Genomic DNA, 15421 nt, shown 5'->3' with positions numbered 1-15421 from the left:
CATTCTATATTTCTAAACTAGTAACCATTCCCAGCCAATTCCTCATTGAGATAAGAGCCTTCACTCTTCAGTTTATTGTAATTTGGTTTCTTCTCTTTTAAATATAATATATCACCAAGATATCTTCCATATTTATCTTGAGAATGCGTCTTGATCAAAATACTCGAACCAACTTTGAGTTTTTTCTTTAAAGCTTGAAAAGCAGCTTCACCGTCCATTGTTCCAAGCTCAGCTGCATTCACACCAAGCAAACGAATTCTTTCCCTCAAGATTCGCCCACACCCTAACTCTAAACAAGCCAAAACCGTATCTCCATCTATTACCCGTTCTATATTTCCGAGATAGTGATAAAGGGAGGCATGAGGCAACTTACTCTTGTGGTAATTCCAACCACCTTTGTCAGAAACAACTTTTAATATATCGCCTTCTTGATAATCATTCTTCCCATTCAGTTTTTCGTAAAAATGAAAACCAAAATCTAACCACTTACTTTTAGGATTCAATTTACCGGTTACAACTTTGTAATGAAGAATTTCCCCCGTTGGACGCTTGCGACTATATTGTTTTAAAGTACCGTAATACCCGCTTTCACGAGCCTTTCTTTCTAAGACTAGGCGAGTCCAGTTTTCTTGAATACTTTGCTTTTCTAATTTTCTTCTTACATCCTTGTCTGATATCGAAGCGAGAATTCGATAATGGCTCCAGCTTAGGCGATAATCTAACTTCTTATTACGGTAACTTTGGTAAAATTTAAGAGAATAGTAAAGCGTCCTTCTTGAAAATCCTTTTGAAACTCGCTTGGAAATTGCATCGCTAAGATCTTTCATCTTAGAGCGATTTTCCAAATTGTTCATCTGTCCTAAAAATTCTCGATTCAAAAGATTTCCAATTTTACGAGCCGCTTCTAAAGTAAAACGATTGCTTCCTTTGTAATTGTTCTCTTCGAGAGTTTTAAATATTTCAGCGATTTGATCTGCTAAAATTTTAATCTTATTGTATTTCAAGAAAAACTTTACCTAAAACTTCCAAAAGGACGGGAACTACTACATTTTATAACGAGCTTATCAAAAGAAAAACTGTAAAAGCTTTCTATATCTTCCAATAACTTTGAATCTTCGATCCGATATATTAAAGAGTTGTCTTTACTCTAATTTCGTCAAATAAAGAAGTAAATTTTATAACTTTTTTTATCGTTTTAATCATATCTAACCCCTACCCCAGCTAATAAATATTAGTTGTAAAATCAAAGTATCAGAAGTCATTCCTCGAAAAAATCTAAAGATGTAGGGGTTACGCTTTTGTTAGGAATACAGGGTTTTAGATACGCCAAAATACGTCTGAGATGTTCACTTTGGCGAATAGATTCCCTTGAAAAGTCATCGATCCTAATTTTTAAAGTTTTTTCCAATTCCTCGAAGTTAATTTCATTAAAACTAACGGGTGTTTTGTATTTAATTTTATTATAAGAAATCATAGGATGTGTCCCCCAGCTATTAAGAATAAATTGTCCGAAAAAGAATACTGGAATGATCGTCAGTAACCTACTTGGTCTAACCCTTAAACGCCTTTGAAAGAATTTGGCTATCAAAGGAGGCATTAAGAGTGGGAGTATTTTTTAAGCTTACGCTTAATTTCTCTGAGGAAAACAAAAGGAGAAGTCCCCACCCTTTTCTTAAAGGCCCTACTAAAAGCCGGATATGATTCAAATCCTGTAGCTAAGGCAATATCCATGAAATTCATTGTTTCATAATGTGTTTCTAACAACTTTCGCGCATCTTGAATGCGTAGTTCGTTAATAAAATCCGAAAAACTAGTTTTTTTGTAATGATTCAGATATCTAGACGTTAGGTGCAAAGTAATGCCCAAATAATTAGCCAGGTCAGGAAGGCGAATATTTTGAATATAATTTCTCTCTTCGATAAACAATTTCAGCTTATCTTCCAGAGTTACTAACTGATCTTCTCTTATAAGAAGAATATTATGTTTTTTAGTATCTTCGATAACTTGGAGTTCTGAATCGGTGTTTCGTCTTGTCTTCTTTAAATTTGTTTCTGAAAACATTTCTATTTTAGGAGAAAATGCCGAATATCGAGAGTGATATTTTTTGAGATAAACAAAATAGAGAATCGTTAAATTGATACCATATGATAGGAAGGGAAAAAATTGAAGATTTCGATTAAAAGTTAAGTTATAGAAAATGTTACATACTAAGATCAATCCCATCAATAAGGGGATCAGAGAAAAAATCTGAAATCGGAAAACTAACTTACGTTTCAAGATAAGAAATGAAGTTTCAACCGATATGTAAAACGCTAAAATACATGTAAGAATTCCGCTGTATAAAGTTAAGGACCAAAAATCATTAAAGGAATAAAAAAATGTGAAGCATACAAAAACTGTAAGAATTATACCTTTCACAATCGATAGAAAAGAAGATTCAATTCCTAAAATCGATTTAAGAGCTGGTCTTACTAGTACGAGTGGTACAAGCTGAAGTCCATAGATTAAGGCAACAAATTTTAATTTAATGCTTATATCTAATTCGTATAATTTTGTATCCCAAAGAGTAGTAGAAAGCCATAATAGAAAAAATTGAATTGGAATAATGATATCTTCAAAATTATCTTTACCTCGATTCCGATTCAATCGGGTAAACTTCTTTGGAAATTTAATATAGAGAAATCGAATTTTCTTCCAAAAGAATCGATTTATGCCTGTTTTATTTAAAAATAATGAAATTATTCCTTGAGAATTTAAAGTTGGCATAGAAGTCCTTTAGTATTGTGGTATGAAATTGTTTGGACAGTGAATTGTATAATGAAAATTGTCAAATAAAAAATTGATTAATACAATAAAATGAAAAATATAGAAGTTACAAATCGTATCAAAATCGCTATTAATTTTCTGAAAGAATCGAGAGGTTTGAACCAGAATCAAATAGCTTTAAAATTAAGAACTACTCCAGGAACCGTTACTCGTTTACTGAATGGTGAAAATTCATTAACAGAATCGATGGCACTGGTATTTGAATATGTGTTTGGTATTTCCTCAAATTGGCTTTTATTCGAGAAAGGTGAAATGCTTATGCCGCCAAGATATTTGGAAAATAAGGAGGATACTGAACTTCTTCACAAAATAAACAAGCGTATGGGGATGAGAAATCTAATCGAAAGTCTTCTTCGATTGTCAGATCGGGATTTATCAGTAATTCAAGCCACCGCTAAAAAGTTAGAATTATAAAAAATCAAATAAATTAAGTCAATTTTGACACAATTATTCAAATATTTTCATTGAATTTATCTAAATCATAAGTCATGGTTTTTTTATGTCTTATAATTTAGAAAAAATTGAAGTCAAAAAAGTCGTAGCATCAGAAGCACCGGAAGAACTCAGAAAAGTAAAAGCTTTTGTTTCTAAAATTTACCAAGATGCTGGATATTCGAATTCTCCATGGAAAAACCAAAATTATGATCCTTGGTCAACCTGGTTTTACACGGAAGATCAAAATGGCCTTACGGCGGCTATGAGAATCGTTGAGAAATTACCTTGGAATTTTATTCCATTAGAAGTTGCTTTGCTTCATGACAAATCCAAACCTAAAAAACGATACGCTGTGATAGAAGAAAATGTAGCAGATTGGAATGCTGTTGCTTTCCGAAATTCTAAGGAAGGTTTAAGAGACGGGAAAAGAATTTCGACTGAAGTTGCAAAACACTGTATTGAAAAAGGATACAATGTTGTATATGGACTGTATCCTTTAGCACTAACCGGAATTTGGAATATTTATCGAAATGCAGGAGCTGTCATATCTAAGAAATATTTAGGTCCAGTGTTTTTTCCGGATTTTTACCTTAAAGGTGAAATTTGTCTTTTAAACGTTATAGAATTACAAAAACCGACTTTACAAAAATTTGCGTCAAAATATCTATAACAATGGCAATTTAGAGATGATTTCTGTAAATATTTATAATTTAACGATTGGAATTTTTTTAATTTTTTTGGGATTTTATATCCTAGTAATTCCCCCAGGCAAAAGGGTTCAAAAATACTTCTTTGGTCTTTGCGTCTTGCTTACACTGTGGGTATTTGCTCTTGGATTCCGTTATCTTTTATCGATAGAAATACGAGAAATTGTATTAAACTGGATTTTGATTCCAGTTTTATTTATTCCAACGTTTCTTGATATAATTGTAAATTCCATTTTTAAAAGTAAATATAGTTTTTCAAAGATTAGAATAGCTTTAAATGTTATATTCCTCCCATATTTACTTTATGTAGCCTTTATTGGTGAAGCAGTGAAAATTTTAGATCCTTTGCTTTTTTCATATCGCCCTACATTGAATTATCACTTAATTATTTCCTACAGTACATTTTATGTATCCCTTTCTTGTATATCAATTATACGTTCTATGATAAAAGATAAGGGAGATGAAAGAGTAAGGGCTTTTTTGTTATTATCGGGTGTTGTAATTGCACTTTTTACAACGATACTTTGCGTTTATATATTTCCATTGTTAGGATTATTTTATTCAAATAAATTAGCATTTGGGTTTTTACCTTTTTCAATCATTTGGGCGATAGCAATCTTACATTATGATGCATTTGAAATTAGAGAACATATCATAGAAGAAGAATTAAGTTTACCTTTTCTGAACCGAATTTCATCACTTCCTATTCTAAAATTATTTCAAATTTTAGATCCGGAAGAATATTGTTCTAGAATTATTTTGAGCAAAACAAATGTAGTTTTGAAAATTACATCTATAAATTCAGATTTACTAAATCGGGAAAATTCAAAATCTCTAAATAATAAAGATAGAGCTGAAGTTTTAGCACGGATTTTTTTTCAACGAATTCGTTGAAATAGAAAAGTAGCAGACTAATTACGAAGCGTAAGGCTTTCTATTTATTATCAAAGTAAATACGCTCGGAAACGCTTTAAAAGTTCCTCATGTAAAAACGGATCATCGACGGGCATATCAGAATCCAATTGGTTAAATCGGTTCCGTAATTCTTTTTTTATTTCCGCACTCGGAGTCTGAGAATCAAGCATTCGAACCGAGGCATACACTAAATCCGATAAAAAATTTCCCGCTAAAAAGTTGTGATTCCCTTCAATACTCAAAAGAAAATCGAAAGATGAGAGTAAGATTTCCCAATCCAATGCGTCGGGATTTCGGATATTGTGTATCATTTTTACAGTCGCAAGTGCGGCAGCAGGTGATCTATCTTTGATTTCTGCAAGCGTCTTCTTGCGATCGGAAAGATACGTATGGATCGCTTGTAGTACACTGCTTTCCGTTTCGCCCTTTCCATCCCACAAAAGCAAAAGCGGTGCAAATTCTTTCAGTTTCCAAGAAACCGCTAAGTAACCCGCGGCTATTACTTGCTCAATTTTTTTACTTCGTAATCCCCTTTCTACCAAGGGGTAATACTTTGGTTCCGGTTTATCTTGGATAAATTTTAAACATCCTACATCGATTCCTTCGCCTCCAGCTTCCAACAAAGCGTCAAGCTGCTTCTTAATCTCTTTCTGGATTTCCTCATTTTCTTTCGATCGTATCATCTATTGTCTTCTTTTGTATATTGTATTCAGGATTCTCACTTCTATTTACACTGTATTGAAAAACGTCATTGAACAAATTGAGCTACTTTTTTACTGTCCGGTTTTCTAGGAAACCGTTTTCTGCCCTCAGCATTATTGTTAGCGAATATAAAATTTATCACTTTTAATTCCAATATAATTGGAACCTTCTGAATCACAAAGAATTTCACTCTCGGCAAGGTTGGCACAAACAATGTCGGGCTGGTCATCATCTTTAACTTCACTAACCAAAGGAACAAAGGACGTATCAAGCTCGGAACGTTTTTCCCCTTTTTTGCAATTCACGAATTTAGTTTCTTGGATGTCTGAATTATCAAAATTACAAATCCAGTATTTTGCACCAATAAATGGCTCCTCCCTTGTCCTCTGTGATATATAACCGGTTCTAATCAAAGCGGCCTTATCAGCATATACTAATATCCACATATAAGGAGATCTTGAAAATGCAGTTTTTTCCCCTCTATTATAAAATAAGCGGTAAGAACTTACATCAATTTCTTTCTTCACCAAGCCCTCTGCGAAAGTGAAAAAACTCTCGTTAAACAGCTCTTTATCTAAAAATCTGTCAACCATTTCATAATTCGGAAGAAAATCAGTTTTCACAACTAAAGGAAAATCAGGGTAGATTTTGCCGATTTTTTTTATTTTTCCTTCAAAGATGACTCTATAAGCAACCGAGTCATCCGTTGAAAACATAACCCTCTCTCTACAAAAAGACAAACAAAAGATTAAAGAAAAAAAAACAATTCTACTCATCTGACTTTTTTACAATACGCAACATTTAATACAATCTATTTAACTCCTGTTTCCGTAATACATACATTTGTAATACGAACATTTTTTCATAGTTCGAAAGGGGAGATGAAAGCGCTCTTGATTGTTGGTTTTCCGGACCCGGCTTTCTACCTTTGGTGTGCTTTCTGCACCCTAGGACACACTTAAAAATGAAATCAAGAGTAATAAAAATGTTCCCAAGAACATAAAAAGTATTACTATATCTCGCCGTATTAAATATAGGATTCCTATAATTAACAGCCAAACCATTGAGGCAAAATAAAGTATAATCAAAAGTATAAAAAGTCCAGGATTCGCATGAACGAGGGTACCCAAGGATAATTTTTCTTTATTTAATATCGCTGCGGCAATGCCTTCAAGGCCCCATAACGCGTTTAAAAAAATAAATATCAAAAAAAAGGTACCGATAATCAAAATTAATTTTCGCATGATCTTTCTCCTATATTACCGTTCTTGAAATCAATTAAAGCAAATAGGGCGATACATTGAATGGAATGTTTCTTCTTAATTGTGCATCGGTAGGTAAATTAGGATTATAATATTTATTAGGTAAGTTCAAATAGCCGGATTCTGAATTAAAGAATTTTTCCGGAGTCTTTGTGTTTCCTGTTACAATATCAAAAACCCATTTTACTGATCCTTCCAATTTTGCTCTTTCAAGGGATCCCTCAATAGGATAAAATCTTTCTTTAGATACATGTTCTAATGCTTTAAAATATTTATTCCAAGAATGATTATCAAATTCTTGAAAGCCTTGATGTGAGGGCGATGTCGCATCAGTCAGCACATGAATTACATTTCCCATAGCTTCACCTAAGTTATTAATATCATTTGCTGATAGGCGATTCCATCCTTTTTCCTGAATAATGGCTTTTGCTTTGGTCAAATTTTCCTGAACAAAGGCTTCTGCATTAGCAATTTCGTGCGCTTTATCACCTCCTTTCGGTGTATTAGCATGCTTATGTAAATCTTCGTCCCCTTGTAACTCGTCAATTATAACCTGCTGATTTTGGATTTTTTCAATCAGAGATTTTAATGTTTTACCAGTTAAAACATTACCAACCGCATCTTGATGGATTGGTTCGAACATATCAAAAATTTCTTTGCTTGACCAAGTATTTTGCAAATTCGGCACCAACCATTCCGGTGTTAGATTCCCTGTCTTCGGATCTCGAACCAAGACTGTTCCGTCTTCATCAACGTATGTTCCCGGACGAGGACCTGGTTTTACTGTCGCACCACCATCGCCACCAAACAACGCTTTCTTGATCGCATTCCAACCGTTCGAGAGATTCTCTCCATTGATACCGCCCACTGCGCCACTCAAACCGTCCCAAACGGACTGCGCGCCACGACCAATGCCACTCACCAAACCGCCCACACCGTTCACAATATCATCTAATAAGTTCCGATTCGCGGCGGAGTGTTCAGGGTTGGTCGGCTTGTCGAAAAGACTACCGAAAAGATTTTTGTTAAAGCCGTATTGAACGTCACTACTTAGGCCCCCGTATTCCGATACCGTCCAAGAAGGCGTTACGCTCAGAAGAGGACCGAGCCCCGACGTAAGACCAACCGTTGCTCCGTAACCGGATTGCGTATCATACGAGAGACCTAAACTACCGGACAATCCTTGCTTCTCGTTGTATTGACCTCTAATGTTCGCGCTCACTCCGGAAGATTGATTGTCTCGTCCGATATTATTCACATGGACTCCCGCATCCACCCAGTTCGAATAGTTACCTTGATTATCCGTTTGACCAAGACCCATTTTTAAACCTACGCTTGCTCCCCAAGCTCCGCTCTTTGCGTTGTAGTTCAAGCCGATGCTTCCACCCACCTGCACATCGTTTGGTGTCCCGATGTTAACTCCCGCTCCGAATCCGTTTGCGTAGCTGTAGCTTAAATTCACTCCGACGATTCCATTCGTAGTAGCGTCTAACGCTGAGTTCGCGATTCCCGACACCGCTCCCGCAAGCATTCCGGCCGAACCGCCTTCATACGCGCCTCTAAATGTCTTCCAACCTGCAGTTCCAACCGCTGATACCGCCATCAATCCGACTCCCACCGGAGCAAAGGGAGTAAACGAAAGGATCGCTCCCACAATTCCCGTTACTGCTAACGTTGTCGTCACTACTTTGTCGAGGGCGGCATCGTTCGCATACATCTCAGCTCCCGTTCGCATTCCTAGTTCATTCAAATGTTTTTGCGCTCTGTTCGTGTCTCTAAACTTTGCTAACTCGTAGTTCCCTTCCGAAAACGTTCCATTCATCGTTTCGTTACCCATACCAAGGGTTAATACTGTCACAAACGGTTCCGCCACTGTCTCCGCCGCAAACATTACAAAGTCGACTGCACCTGAGGTTGCATACAACGCGCCTTGTAACGCTCTTTCTCCGGCACGAGACATTGCCTTTTCGCCTTTCACAAGTTCACTGTTCGCGTTCCTCGCACTCGTTTGAAAGTTCTTAGCCGCTCCGGAATAGTTGTACGTCGCCATGTCGATACTAGCTTGTATAAACTCCCTACTACCCGACTTCGCCATGTTCACAACCGTTTGACCGGCTGCCGAAGCAAAATCTACAACTCCTTTCACCGCTTCCCCAAGGCCTTCTCCAATCGCTCCCAGTTGGTTGTAAAATCTTCCCATTCCTCCAGACTTTCTGTGCCGGGCCGCGTCCATCTTACCCTTTCTCTTGTCCATCTCCTTCTTCGTTTTCAGGATCACGTAAAACTGATTAAACTGTGCTTCTCCAAAACTACCTTCAGCCACTTCTCCTACTAAAAAGCCTGAGTTCATCGCCGACTGTGCGCATTGTTCCGCGCTCTTTCCCAAACAAGATACCGTTTCTCCGTTCCTCACTCCTTCCAAATAATCGTTGAAAGAAGCTTGCACTTCAGTCGGATCAAATAATCCTCTCTCCGCTTCGTAGTTGTGTTGCACTTTCGGATTGAACACTTTCTCAAAGTCAGCGCTCATCTTGTTCTTCGCCAATCGTACCATCACTGTTAGGTCGCTGGCGCTTGGGACTTTCTCTCGGTCGATTAAAAGCTCCGGTTTCCCTAAGTCCCAACTCTTACCATTCGAGTCTTTGACTTCAGGAAACACTGTCGGCGGATTGTAATTGTAATACTGGTACGTTCCCAGTGCTTGGACTTCGTCTCCTCCGCTCGCCGTCTTGATCGTGCGGATGTATGTGGCTCCTACTCTTGCAAATCCTCCATACGCCATCGTCTGGTTCAATTGTTCCTCTACCGCTCCGTTCTGTTGTTGAATCGTTTTGGCAAACGCTTCCGGTAAACTTCTTAATGACTCTAACGTCTGTAAGATGATCAAGTTTTGACTCAGTTTGTTCGTTTCGTTTAACATCCCTTTGAATTGTTCTTTCAGTCCGCTGTCATTGAAGTTGTATTTCTTCACTTCGTTTAAAAAGAAATTTGTATCTATACTACTCGCGCGATCGATGAGACTGGCCGATATACTTCCCGGTTTTTTACTCAAAATGCTCGAGAGGATGTCGTTTACATTTACGTTCATACTCACTCCAGACGGTAAATTCTCTTGCATTGAAGTCACAAGTCCGGAGATCGAATTGTACATCTCTTTCATCGTCAATTCGTCCGCTTGTTCGCTACTCTTTTGCAAAAAGCTTTGTGTCCAGGCTTCTTTCTTTTCTAATGTACTTTCGATTCGATCCAAGTAGATCTTTTGGTTCGCTTCGTGTTCCGCTTTAAAGTCGGCTCTCCAGTCTTTCCATTTCCCTTGAAACTCTTGCACCATGTTTTCCCAGCGTTTGGTTCCCGTTTGTTTCAGGTAGCTTACGTTCTGGATCCAATCGCTTTTTAAATCGTAGAATTCTTGTTCTTTCAAATTCCACTGTTGTTTTTGTTCTGCCCCTCTTTGTTGCAGTTCCGCGTTGAAGATCTGAGATACGACTCCGCTTTCTCCCATGTAATCGTTTAATACCGTTCTGTAGATGTTCGTTTCTACGTTGTATGCGATCGTTTCTCCGTTCGTTGTTCGTGTTATTTTCTTGAGTAAGTCCGAGGCAAACTTCTCTCTTTCTTGCAGGACTACTTTCGCGTCCACTTTCACTGCGATCTTGTCTTCCGTTCCCGTTCCGATTTGTTTGGTATAGTTTTCAGCTTTTGAGTAGTATGCGTCTCTTGCTACTTGGTATTGTGCTTCTGCGAGCACTCCCATCGCGTCTAAAAATTCGTCCGCTCCCACCATCAGTGCCGTTTGTCTTCCGTATTGGTCGGTCTTTTCCGCGCTTGCTGTGGTTCCTCCCGCAGTGTATTCTCCGTTTCTTACGTAGTTTCCGTATTGGTCGTGGATCGCTTTTTGTTGCGCCAGTCTCAGTCCGTCGCTTCCCACCAAATCGTTAAACGACAATGGGTTTGTTGCTGTAGGGCTCGTTTTCCACACGATGTCTTTGAGGCTGTTGCTTCCCGGATTTGTTTTTTGGATCATCGCCAAGTCTTGGGAATTTAATCCGAACTCAGGTCTTCCGAGTACGCTTAACAGTTGGTTTGTATCGTCCACGTCGGTCAGTTCTTGCAGTTGGCTGTAAAGGCCTTTCAGTGTCGATCCTTGCGCTCCGATGGCGCTTACCGCGTCATTGACTTGATTCCGATTCGTATTGTATGTATTGATTTCGTTGACATACGCCATTGTGAGCATACAAAATCCCATACATACCAAATCCAATTGGTTGAGGAAAAATACCTGCACCATTGTTTGGTTGACCAGCGCCTGTCCGTAGGCTTGATCGTATGTCGCTGCGCTGCTCCCTGATCCGTATCTGTATCCTCTTGTTTCCGGTGCCGGAAACAATATCGAATTCATATGTGCGTTCGCTCTTTGCGGTAACGACTGATAGCTGTCGTTTCCGAGTGTGCCTCCCCATTTCCCTAAAAAGGAATTTAGGTTGTACGGCTGCATGTCGGGAGTTATTCCTTGGCCGTAATCCCATTGATACGCGCTTCGAGGGGTTAGGAAATAGGGGTTAGATGTCAGGGGCGTGCCTCTGCGAAATCTTTCCGAACTTCTACCGCAGAGTCGCGCTCTTCGTTTCAATCTGCAACGCAACATTTCAAGCTTTGCGTATATTCCAGTTTTCGCATTCAATACATGTTGCGTCGCAGGATTTCCACTTCGATCGCTCACGCTGTTGTATTTCAATGTTGCGTCGTTAAAAAGAAAGTGCGAACCGCCGGTTCGCACTTTGGAAACCTTTCTCAATGCATCGCTTTTTAATTCAATCCATAACAATGATAAAGGTTCTTCAACTAACATATACAACTTATTGTTCTTACTACATTCATTCTAATAAAAGGAGGATTGAAGTCAATATTCTCTTCGTTTTCTTCTTTATTTAAAGATAAAAAATACGTAATTTTACTTCTTTTTCACTAAAGATTCTAATGTTAATCCTCGAACGAAAGTTCTTCATTCAAATGGATTCCTTTTTTACGCAACGTTTCATAGTCCGATTCTTTTCCAGATAAATACAAAACATCTCCCAAATAACGTCCATATTTATCTTGTATGTGCGTTCTAATCAAAAGACTGGTTCCCGGTTTTAGTTTCTTCTTTAAAGAATCAAAAGCCTCCACTCCATCGGACGAATTTAATTCCGCAGCATTAATACCAAGTAAACGAATCTTTTGTCTGGCAGTTAGACCAAAACCCAAATCCATTTGAGCGACAAAAGTATCTCCGTCTACGACCCTTTCTAATATGCCAAGATAATGATAAACTAAAGAATTCGAATTCCCTTTTTGAATACTCCAAGTTCTCTTGGTCGAAGATAGTCGCACGATTTCACCTTCCTTGAAACCTTTAACATCCAATTCGCGATAACAACGAAAACCCAAATCGATCCAAAGTTTTCCTTGTCGGCTAACCGTATCTTTTACAATTTTATAATGATAAATCTCTCCATTCGGACGATTCCACTTTAAAGACTTCGAACCGCCGTAATAACCGCTTTCACGAGCATATCGCTCTAACTGCTCTCGGCTCCAACCTTTTTCGCACGCTTCTTTTTCTAACTTCTTTCTGATCGTTAGATTTGAAACCGCCGATAAAATCCTGTAATGACTCCAGCTCAAACGAAAATCCAATTTCTTGCCATGATACGCTTGGTAAAATTTAAGCGCGTAGTAAAGCGTTCTCTTCGAAAAGTTCGATTTTACTACTTTACCTATCTTCTCTGTAAGAGTTTTCATTCTCTGTCTACTTTTCTCATCCATTATGTAGGAATTAAACTCTCGATTCAATAAACCTCCGATTTCCAAATGTCCCGTTAACAGAAACCGATTCCCTCCTTTATATGTATTTTCCCTAATGGATTCAAAGATAGAAGCGATTTCTTTTGCTAAACTTTCTGTATCTTGGCGTTTCAAGTCTTCAGTCTTTTCTATTTTAAATATTATGCGAAAATTAATTAATGAATCGAGAAGATTAGGTTTATCAATTAACCGCTTTTATATCTTCGGCTCATTTTTAAATAATATGCCTCTTTTCTATTATGAGGCCGTATGTTTTGGGAAGTTTCTAAGAACAAAAGTCGATCAAAGTAAATAAGCTCGGAAACGTTTTAAAAGTTCCTCCAAACACCGATTAATTTTAGTTAATCGGTGTTTCTTTTTTCATATCGGATTTTCAATTCATTTTCATCTTATCATTTTACATTTTTAAGCAGCATTCCGGTTTTCCGGAGTATGCTCTCTTCCTTTGGTGTGCTTTCTGCAGTGCACTGCAGAATTTTATAATTTTCTTAAGAATCTATTTTAAGTCAGCCGAATCCAAATTCATACATTAATGAACGAAAAAAAGATTTAAGAATTGTATTTTTATTATAATATGACATAATATTTATTATGTCATATAACTTATTATTTAACCCTTCTAATAAAATTAGTAACAAAACTGAAAAAAATAATTTAATTCAATATTTAAACTGTAATTACGAATCAAATCCAAACCTGGTTGAGCGCGCACGGGAATTTGTTCAACTTCAGTATTCTAAATTAGATTACGTCGGATACGATCCTAACTTTGATCGTCAATTCGACCTAAATGGCTTTAGTCAGTATTTTATTGCTCTGGACGAAAATGATGAAATCATCGCGACTTCCCGAATCGTTTCTAGAGGTCCGTTCGGTCTTCCAATTGAATATTCCTATCGAAGCGATACTGGAAAGCGAACAGTTATCGAAGATGGAAATGTTGCTGAAATGAATTCATTCGCTGCTTTATCTATTTCGGTTGGTATAAAGATACTTATTTTAAGTGCAAAATATGTTTTGAAACAAAATTTTAAATCTACTTACGGTTTGTATGACGTAGAAAGACCAACTATCGGAAAGTTATATAACCAATTTGGTGCAATAGAATCCACGCTTCATTCTTATAAAATTTACTTCCGAAACTATGGTAAACTTATAAAAGGAAAAATTCGACCTACAGAATGGGTAATTCAAGTGTCAGATATTTCTAAAATTATTGCAAAAATTAGTCACATGTGACTCACTGTCTCCAAGGTAACGCCTTTGGAAACAGTTTATTTTCTTTTTTTCTCATCCATCTGCAATATTGCTATAGGGCTTTATGTTTTATTAGTTATCGTAAGACAAAGAAAAAAATTCTTAGATTTTGGCATTCTTTGCATTTTAATTGGAATATGGGATGTCTTATTTGCCGTTCCCTTTTTCTACCACTCTTCCATTCTCTTTTGGACGAGAGTGATGACTCTTCCAATGATTATAGGCCCACTACTTTTGGTTCGATTTATACATTCATACGTTTTCAGCTTAAAACTGTCAAAAATCTGTAATTTTCTAATTCTTTTAGTTTATGTTTTACCTATATCCGCTTTGAGTTTTTCTAACATTTATATTTCTAAAGCGGAAATTATAAATTCAAAATTATATTTCGAAGCTGGACTTTTATACGATTATTTTGTAGCAGGAGGAATTATAAGTCTCCTTTATTCAATTTTTGTTCTGTTTGTAGGTTTCAAACGAAGAAAAGGGCTCGATAGAGTTAGGCTAGTCTACATTGCAATGGGGATCTGTGTTTGGTTTGGTTTTATCGCTATTTTTATGTTCTTATTCAAAATACTTGGCCTACCGGAGTATAATTTTGTAGCACCAATTGGTTGCAGTTTAGCTACAGCCACTTGGTCAATCGGAATTATTAAAATCAATTTGTTCGAAATTTCTGAAGATACAATTCTAGAAAAGAGAAATTCAATCGTCGCCCATGCGAACATTCTAATACTAAGAAAAGTTGACTCGCAATTTTACAAAAAAGCATTGATAAGTTACAGAAGGAATGCAATCGAAAGAATTATTCAAAATTTTGTAGACCTTCAAATCCATTCAGAACTAACTGTGGATGAAATTTACAGCTACTTGGCAACAAAGGAAATCCCTATCATTCCTCAATAATTCTTTCTGCCAAGGCATTCATAGATTTTTTACCCGATTTATCCATTTTATAAATTTTCCAGAATATTTCCAAGGCGTCTGGAGAATTTTTTAAAAATCGTAGAAACACCGTTACTTCTTTGATCAAGTCCCCTTTCTCTTTTCGCGATCTTCTTAATCCTAAATCAATCGGATCTAACTCGAAATCACGAACAAAAATTATAGGATCAATCTTTTCATTTTTATAAAGATTTACTACAAAAGTTAGCGTTGGAGTCGTATGCCCACTCAAATAACGACTGACAGTCGGTTGTTTAACTTCGCCAGCCTTAGCAAGGTCTTCTTGATTCCACCCCTTCCTACTCATTAAATCTTTCAGAATTATTGTAAAATCCATAAAATTCCGCATCTGCATATTTTTTGCTTGAAATATACACTTATGTATATTATCATTATATTAACAATTTGCTCCAATTTCAATTTTTGATAATTAAATTTGGCAAGTGGGAATTATGCAACCGAAAAGTAAAAATCCGAGGTCGGTTTCTAATATCCGCACACGTGCTTATCATTACGGACTTAATT

General features: G+C 36.9%; 13 protein-coding genes. 5 read left to right on the top strand and 8 right to left on the bottom strand.

The features are described from left to right. Positions 1-17: 17 nt before the first annotated feature. The 3 genes from FHG67_RS07260 to FHG67_RS07250 all read right to left on the bottom strand — a co-directional run bounded on the left by FHG67_RS07260 (position 18) and on the right by FHG67_RS07250 (position 2766). On the bottom strand, positions 18-1004 hold the full coding sequence (locus tag FHG67_RS07260) for a DUF1016 N-terminal domain-containing protein (RefSeq protein WP_004499542.1): 987 nt from the start codon (positions 1002-1004) through the stop codon (positions 18-20). Positions 1005-1258: 254 nt separating this feature from the next. Then, positions 1259-1474: a B9T54_RS14040 family protein gene (locus FHG67_RS07255; protein WP_004499515.1), complete on the bottom strand. Its 216-nt coding sequence runs from the start codon at positions 1472-1474 to the stop codon at positions 1259-1261. Between the two features lie 122 nt (positions 1475-1596). Then, complete coding sequence (locus FHG67_RS07250; protein WP_061222089.1) at positions 1597-2766, bottom strand: helix-turn-helix domain-containing protein; 1170 nt, start codon at positions 2764-2766, stop codon at positions 1597-1599. A 90-nt stretch (positions 2767-2856) separates the two neighbouring features. Between FHG67_RS07250 and FHG67_RS07245 the strand changes: the two genes are divergently transcribed. The 3 genes from FHG67_RS07245 (at position 2857) to FHG67_RS07235 (ending at position 4862) form a co-directional block, all read left to right on the top strand. Further along, positions 2857-3240: a helix-turn-helix transcriptional regulator gene (locus FHG67_RS07245; RefSeq protein ID WP_004503782.1), complete on the top strand. Its 384-nt coding sequence runs from the start codon at positions 2857-2859 to the stop codon at positions 3238-3240. A gap of 85 nt (positions 3241-3325) precedes the next feature. Further along, positions 3326-3931, top strand: coding sequence for an LBL_2463 family protein (locus tag FHG67_RS07240; protein WP_004499493.1), 606 nt, complete (start codon positions 3326-3328; stop codon positions 3929-3931). Positions 3932-3947: 16 nt separating this feature from the next. After that, a complete protein-coding gene (locus FHG67_RS07235; RefSeq protein ID WP_004499528.1) occupies positions 3948-4862 on the top strand; it encodes an LIC10906 family membrane protein in 915 nt (304 codons plus the stop codon). Between the two features lie 50 nt (positions 4863-4912). Here the strand turns inward: FHG67_RS07235 and FHG67_RS07230 are convergent, their stop codons facing one another. The 4 genes from FHG67_RS07230 to FHG67_RS07205 all read right to left on the bottom strand — a co-directional run bounded on the left by FHG67_RS07230 (position 4913) and on the right by FHG67_RS07205 (position 12808). Then, positions 4913-5566 (bottom strand): hypothetical protein, encoded by a 654-nt coding sequence (locus FHG67_RS07230; RefSeq protein WP_004503769.1) that lies wholly within the window; start codon positions 5564-5566, stop codon positions 4913-4915. Positions 5567-5704: 138 nt separating this feature from the next. Continuing rightward, positions 5705-6301: a hypothetical protein gene (locus FHG67_RS07225; protein ID WP_232423461.1), complete on the bottom strand. Its 597-nt coding sequence runs from the start codon at positions 6299-6301 to the stop codon at positions 5705-5707. Between the two features lie 562 nt (positions 6302-6863). Then, positions 6864-11696 (bottom strand): hypothetical protein, encoded by a 4833-nt coding sequence (locus FHG67_RS07215; RefSeq protein WP_420844358.1) that lies wholly within the window; start codon positions 11694-11696, stop codon positions 6864-6866. 131 nt (positions 11697-11827) lie between these two features. Next, positions 11828-12808 (bottom strand): DUF1016 N-terminal domain-containing protein, encoded by a 981-nt coding sequence (locus FHG67_RS07205; RefSeq protein WP_004494977.1) that lies wholly within the window; start codon positions 12806-12808, stop codon positions 11828-11830. Positions 12809-13285: 477 nt separating this feature from the next. Between FHG67_RS07205 and FHG67_RS07200 the strand changes: the two genes are divergently transcribed. Together FHG67_RS07200 and FHG67_RS07195 are read left to right on the top strand one after the other, a co-directional pair. Then, complete coding sequence (locus tag FHG67_RS07200) at positions 13286-13933, top strand: LBL_2463 family protein (RefSeq protein WP_004494988.1); 648 nt, start codon at positions 13286-13288, stop codon at positions 13931-13933. Positions 13934-13957: 24 nt separating this feature from the next. Beyond that, positions 13958-14857, top strand: coding sequence for a histidine kinase N-terminal 7TM domain-containing protein (locus FHG67_RS07195; RefSeq protein WP_004494973.1), 900 nt, complete (start codon positions 13958-13960; stop codon positions 14855-14857). On the opposite strand, the gene FHG67_RS07190 is transcribed toward FHG67_RS07195, so the two are convergent. Next, positions 14844-15233, bottom strand: coding sequence for a helix-turn-helix domain-containing protein (locus FHG67_RS07190; RefSeq protein ID WP_004494978.1), 390 nt, complete (start codon positions 15231-15233; stop codon positions 14844-14846). The genes FHG67_RS07195 and FHG67_RS07190 overlap by 14 nt on opposite strands. Positions 15234-15421 lie beyond the last annotated feature (188 nt).

The sequence above is a fragment of the Leptospira weilii genome (assembly GCF_006874765.1).
Lineage (GTDB): Bacteria > Spirochaetota > Leptospiria > Leptospirales > Leptospiraceae > Leptospira > Leptospira weilii.
The sequence above is the reverse complement of the archived record's forward strand: the minus strand, read 5'-3'. Positions and strand labels throughout refer to the sequence as shown.